This window comes from Luteibacter sp. HAY1-4A (assembly GCF_056755355.1).
In genome coordinates this window covers 1-5,875 of the sequence record NZ_JBNDHZ010000089.1, presented here as the reverse complement: position 1 = coordinate 5,875, position 5,875 = coordinate 1, and the positions used below count along the sequence as shown (strand labels likewise).

The window sequence follows — 5,875 nt, the reverse complement described above, 5'->3', positions numbered from 1 at the left end:
GATCAGTGCGCCCAGCGGTGTGCGCTCTGACGGTTTAAGAACGAAGGGGCAGCCTGCGGCAATGGCCGGGGCTACCTTGTGCGCGACGAGATTGAGCGGAAAGTTGAACGGGGTGATGAAGGCCACCGGGCCCAGCGGGACGCGCCGCGTATAGCCGTGGTAGCCGGCGGTGCGTGGGGAGATCTCGAGGTTGAGTGTCTCGCCTTCGATACGCACGGACTCTTCGGCCGCGATCTTGAATGTCTCGATGAGGCGAGTGACTTCGCCGATCGAATCGTTGATGGGCTTGCCCGCCTCGACGCACAACGCATAGGCCAATTCGTCGCGCCGCTCGTTGAACCGGCGCACGCAATGTTCGAGTACCGCCTGCCGTTCGTAAGGACGGAATCGTTTCATGGCGGGCGCCGCGGCAGTGGCGGCCGCGATGGCTTTCTCCAACGCCGCGGCGTCGGGCAGGGCCACCCGCGTGGCCACCTTGCCGGTGTACTTGTCGATGACGTCGAGCTTCTTCTTGCCCGCCTTGACCGGCTTGTTCGCGACGTAATACGGATAGCTCTTGGCGAGCATGAGGGAACCCCATTGCATCGATCGATAGCGCAAGCATGATGCCTGCGACGTTCACTGGCCGTATACGCGCCGGCCGCGTCAGCTCTCGCTGCGCACCTTGATCTCGCCGTTGCCGAGCATCACGCGCAAGTGGTCGCCCGGCGACACGTCGGACGCGCGGCGCACGATGGCCTCGTGCTGATCGAAGACAATGGCGTAGCCACGCTCGAGCGTGGCCAGCGGGCTGACGGCATGCAGCGTCCGCCCTTGCTCCGCGAGGCGCAGGCGGTCGCGTTCGATCCTTCGTGCGATGGCCACGGACATGCGCTGGCGCAGGTCGGCGATACGGACGCGGGCAGGGGTGAGCCGCAGGCGCGGATGTTGGGCCACGAGCCTCGCCTGGAGACGTTCAAGCCGTGCCTGGCGAAGGTTGTTCGCCTGGCCGATGGTGACGTACAGGCGGCGCCGCAGCGCTTCCAGGCGCTGTGCGTCGCGCGCAAGACGGGCCTGTGGCCGCTGCGCGTTGAGACGTGCCTGCCAGTGGTCGGCCCGCTGCGCCGCGGCCTGGAGGCGGCGGGCCATCAGCGTGGCCATGCGCTGGCGCAGTCGAGCAAGTTGGCGAGCGATGTCGCCGGACTCGGGCACGAGCAACTCTGCCGCAGCGGACGGCGTCGGCGCGCGCAGATCGGCCACGAAATCGGCGATGGTGAAATCGACTTCGTGGCCTACCGCCGAAACAACGGGAACGGCGCTCGCGTGGATGGCACGCGCCACCTGTTCGTCGTTGAAGGCCCAGAGGTCTTCGAGCGAGCCGCCGCCACGCGTCACGAGCAGCACGTCGTAGATGCCGCTCGACGAGGCGCGACGAATCATCGATGCGATCGCTGGAGGGGCCTCCCGACCCTGCACCGGCACGGGCAGCACATCGACCTCCGCGAGGCCGAAGCGACGGCCGAGCACGCTGAGCACGTCGCGTACGGCCGCACCCGTGGGCGACGTGATCACGCCGATGCGGCGGGGAAAGGCAGGCAGTGTCCGCTTGCGCTCGGGTGCGAAGAGTCCTTCGGCGCCAAGGCGGGCCTTGAGCTGCTCGAACTCGCGCTGCAGCGCGCCTTCGCCCGCAGGTTCCATGTGATCGGCGACAAGCTGGAACTCGCCCCGCGCTTCGTAGAGCCCCACCTTCGCGCGCATGAGCACGTGCATGCCGTCGGCCGGGCGGAAGCGCAGGCGCGAGGCAGCCATGCGGAACATGGCGCAGCGGACCTGGGCGTTGGCATCCTTCAGGGTGAAATACACGTGCCCCGACGAAGGTCGCGCCACGTTCGACAATTCGCCCTCGATCCACACGCCCATGGGCAGGGCGTCCTCCAGCAGGTCGCGCACCAGCCGGTTGAGGCCGGTGGGCGTCAGGATCTCCGGAGGCGCGCGGTCATCTGATGCGGACATGGACCGCCGAGGTTAGCACGGCGGTGGCGAATGTCGATGGGGCGGGGACTTAGCGAATACTCTTCAGCCGCGGCTACATACGGAAGACGCCGAAGCGTCCCTGCTCGATGGGGGCATTGAGCGAGGCGGAAATAGCGAGCCCCAGCACGCGGCGCGTGTCGGCGGGATCGATGATGCCGTCGTCCCAGAGGCGGGCGCTGGCGTAATACGGATGCCCCTGGCGCTCGTACTGGTCGCGGATGGGTGCCTTGAACGCCTCTTCGTCCTCGGCACTCCATTCGCCGCCGCCGGCCTCGATGCCGTCGCGCCGCACGGTGGCCAGCACGGAGGCCGCCTGCTCGCCGCCCATGACGCTGATGCGCGCGTTGGGCCACATCCACAGGAAGCGGGCACCGTATGCGCGTCCGCACATGGCGTAGTTGCCGGCGCCGAAGCTGCCACCGATCACCACGGTGAACTTGGGCACATGCGAGCACGCAACGGCAGTGACCATCTTCGCGCCGTCCTTCGCGATGCCGCCGTTCTCGTATTTGCGGCCGACCATGAAGCCCGTGATGTTCTGCAGGAACACCAGCGGCACGTTGCGCTGGTTGCACAGCTCGATGAAGTGCGCACCCTTCTGCGCCGATTCGCCGAACAGGATGCCGTTATTCGCAACGATGCCGACAGGGTAGCCGTGGATGTGCGCGAAGCCCGTGACCAGGGTCTTCCCGTAGCGCGCCTTGAATTCGTGGAATTCGGAGTCGTCCACCAGGCGCGCGATCACCTCGCGGATATCGAAGGGGCGCCGGGTGTCCTCCGGAATCACGCCGTACAGTTCTTCTGCGGCGAAGCGCGGTTCCAACGGTGGGCGCACGGCGAGCGGCTGCTTCTTCACGCGGTTGAGCGAGCCCACGATGTCGCGGGCGATGGCGAGCGCATGGGCGTCGTTCTCCGCGAAGTGGTCGGCCACGCCGGACACCGACGTGTGCACGTCGGCTCCGCCCAGCGCTTCCGCATCCACCACTTCACCGGTAGCGGCCTTCACGAGCGGCGGACCGCCGAGGAAGATCGTTCCCTGTTCGCGGACGATGATGGTCTCGTCGCTCATGGCCGGCACATAGGCACCGCCGGCGGTGCACGAACCCATGACCACGGCGATCTGCGGAATGCCCTGCGCGCTCATGCGTGCCTGGTTGTAGAAGATGCGGCCGAAGTGCTCGCGATCGGGGAACACTTCGTCCTGCAAGGGGAGAAAGGCGCCGCCGGAGTCGACGAGATACACGCAGGGCAGGCGGTTTTCCATCGCGACTTCCTGCGCGCGAAGATGTTTCTTCACCGTCATCGGAAAATACGTGCCGCCTTTGACGGTGGCATCGTTCGCCAGCACCACCACTTCCTGTCCCATTACCCGGCCGATACCCGCGATGACGCCTGCGGCGGGAGCCGCGTCGTCGTACATGCCGTGGGCGGCCAGGGGAGCGATTTCAAGGAATGGCGAACCGGGATCGAGCAGGGCGCGAATGCGCTCGCGGGGAAGGAGCTTGCCGCGGGCGACGTGCTTCTCGCGCGCTTTCGCTCCACCACCCTCGGCCGTGCGCCGCAATGTCTCGCGCAGGTCTTCCGTCAGTGCGCGCAGGCGCAGGCTGGCGGCCTGGAATTCGGTGGAGCGGGTATCGAGCTGCGAAGTGAGGATAGGCATGAGGACATGATAACGGTGCGGCCAGCAACGCAAACGCTGCGTTGCGGCAGGGGCCTTCCTCTGCATAAAAAAACGGCCACCCGAAGGTGGCCGCCTTTCTGGTACGAAGATAAACCTGGAAAGGCTTACTTCTTGGTGTCGTCCGCAGCGCTCTTCGCGTTGTCGGCAGCGTCCTTCGCCTGGTCAGCCGACTTGTCGGCCTGATCGGCGGCGTTGGAAGCGGCGTCTTTCGCCATGCCGGAAGAGGATGCCGAAGCGGCAGCCTGGGCCTGCGAAGCAGCGTCCTTGGCCTGGTCAGCGGACTGCTGGGCCTGGTCGGCGGCCTGCGAGGTCGCGGCGTTCTGCGACTGGTCGGCGGCCTGCTGGGCCTTGTCTGCCTGCTGCTGGGCATCGGCAGCCGACTTCTGGGCGTCTTGCGCGGAATCCTGCGCGCCGTTGCTGCAAGCTGCCAGAAGCGCGACGAGCGCAGAGGCGAGAAGGGTACGCGTCAAATTCATTATGTTTCTCCTTAGCCGTGGAATGCCGTTAGGCGGGCGTATTAATAGCTCAGTTGTACCTACTTAGCTACACATGGAGCCATTTCGCTTCAGGGCGCATTAAAACCCATGTATGTCGCGTGATCGTTTCGATACGTGCGCCTTTCGACGGCGGCTTCACACCAGTTCTATGGCGATAGCCGTTGCCTCGCCGCCACCGATGCAGAGCGCGGCGACACCCTTTTTTGCCCCACGGGCCGTCAAGGCATTGAGAAGAGTCACGACGATACGGGCACCGCTGGCACCAATGGGGTGGCCCAGCGCGCAGGCGCCTCCATGGATGTTCAGCTTGTCGTGGGGCACGCCCAGTTCCCGCATGACGGCCATGGGAACCACCGCAAAAGCCTCGTTGACCTCGTAAAGATCGACCTCATCGGCGTTCCAGCCGGCCTTTTCCAGCACCTTGGAAATGGCGCCCACCGGGGCCGTGGTGAACCATTCCGGTTCCTGCGAGTGGGTGGCGTGGGCAACGATACGAGCCAATGCCTTGACCCCCCGGGCCTTGGCGTCGTCCGCCGAAAGCAGCACCAGGGCGGCGGCGCCGTCGGAGATGCTGGACGAGCTGGCGGCCGTGATCGTGCCGTTTTCCTTGCGGAAGGCGGCGCGCAGGGTGGGGATCTTCGCAGTATCGGAACGGCCTGGCTGTTCGTCCTCGGCGAATTCCTGCGGCCCCTTGCGACCCTGCACCGTCACCGGGACGATCTCGTTCGCGAAGGCGCCACTCTTCTGTGCGGCCTGGGCACGCTCGACCGAAGCGATGGCATAGGCGTCCTGCTCCTCGCGCGAGAAATGATACTTGTCGGCGCACTGCTCACCGAAAACGCCCATGGCCTTGCCGTCGTACGGATTGGTGAGGCCGTCCCAAGCCATGTGGTCGACGAGCTGCCCGTCGCCGTAGCGAATGCCGGTACGCGCGGCGACCATGTGCGGTGCGTTGGTCATGGACTCCATGCCGCCCGCCACGACGATGCTGGCCGAACCCGCCTTGATCAGGTCGTGTGCGAGCATCATCGCCTTCATGCCGGAACCGCACACCTTGTTGATGGTGGTGCAGCCGGTGGACGCAGGCAGCCCCGCTTCGAGCGATGCCTGGCGCGCGGGCGCCTGCCCGAGGTTGGCCGGCAACACGCAACCCATGATGACTTCGCTTACGTCCGCGGGCGCGACACCAGCCTGGTCGAGTGCCGCCTTGATGGCGACGGAGCCCAGCTTCGGCGTGGGTACGCCGGTGAACTGGCCGAGGAAGGAACCGATGGCGGTGCGCTTGGCACCCGCGATGACGATGTCGGACATGGGGTACTCCATAAGACTCGGATGGCCGCCCTTTCGGAGCGGAAAACCCGTCGAGTATCGCAGCGGGGGCCGGGGAGGGGCAATCTGCGGCGCGGCAAAGGCCGGACCCCCGGGGCCGCCAGGCCGTTCCGGCAGGGGGCGCTCGGGAATTTGCGAGTCTTGAGTTTTTTCGTAACCAGTTATGGCAGTATTTCGCGAGGGGCGCTTGGAGCATGCCAGGCGCAGACATTGACGTCGGACCAGGGGACAACGTGAATACGATCAAGATGCCGCGTCGGCGCGAACTCGCGCTGGCTATTGCTGTGGGTGTGACTTTGACCGCCTGCGGCGGTGGTGGTGGCGGTCGGCCTGACTCTGTCTCTTATACACAACT

The 5,875-nt window shown here is 65.9% G+C and carries 5 protein-coding genes; all 5 read right to left on the bottom strand.

Features of this window, described 5'->3' with window-relative positions; translation table 11 throughout:
- The coding region (locus tag ACPYOD_RS18890; RefSeq protein ID WP_481303230.1) for an aldehyde dehydrogenase family protein at window positions 1-567 on the bottom strand (567 nt) is incomplete at its 3' end.
- A gap of 78 nt (window positions 568-645) precedes the next feature.
- Window positions 646-1,992: an exodeoxyribonuclease VII large subunit gene (xseA, locus tag ACPYOD_RS18885; protein WP_481303229.1), complete on the bottom strand. Its 1,347-nt coding sequence runs from the start codon at window positions 1,990-1,992 to the stop codon at window positions 646-648.
- A 73-nt stretch (window positions 1,993-2,065) separates the two neighbouring features.
- Window positions 2,066-3,673 carry a carboxyl transferase domain-containing protein gene (locus ACPYOD_RS18880; protein ID WP_481303228.1) on the bottom strand — a complete coding sequence of 536 codons (1,608 nt, stop codon included), beginning with the start codon at window positions 3,671-3,673 and terminating at the stop codon, window positions 2,066-2,068.
- Between the two features lie 125 nt (window positions 3,674-3,798).
- Window positions 3,799-4,170: a hypothetical protein gene (locus tag ACPYOD_RS18875; RefSeq protein WP_481303227.1), complete on the bottom strand. Its 372-nt coding sequence runs from the start codon at window positions 4,168-4,170 to the stop codon at window positions 3,799-3,801.
- 156 nt (window positions 4,171-4,326) lie between these two features.
- A complete protein-coding gene (locus ACPYOD_RS18870) occupies window positions 4,327-5,502 on the bottom strand; it encodes a thiolase family protein (RefSeq protein WP_481303226.1) in 1,176 nt (391 codons plus the stop codon).
- Between the last annotated feature and the right edge of the window lie 373 nt (window positions 5,503-5,875).

Excerpts from the sequence above, each read along its gene's own strand:
- xseA (WP_481303229.1), bottom strand. The coding sequence starts at position 1,992 with ATGTCCGCATCAGATGACCGCGCGCCTCCGGAGATCCTGACGCCCACC.
- ACPYOD_RS18880 (WP_481303228.1), bottom strand. The coding sequence starts at position 3,673 with ATGCCTATCCTCACTTCGCAGCTCGATACCCGCTCCACCGAATTCCAG.
- ACPYOD_RS18875 (WP_481303227.1), bottom strand. The coding sequence starts at position 4,170 with ATGAATTTGACGCGTACCCTTCTCGCCTCTGCGCTCGTCGCGCTTCTG.
- ACPYOD_RS18870 (WP_481303226.1), bottom strand. The coding sequence starts at position 5,502 with ATGTCCGACATCGTCATCGCGGGTGCCAAGCGCACCGCCATCGGTTCC.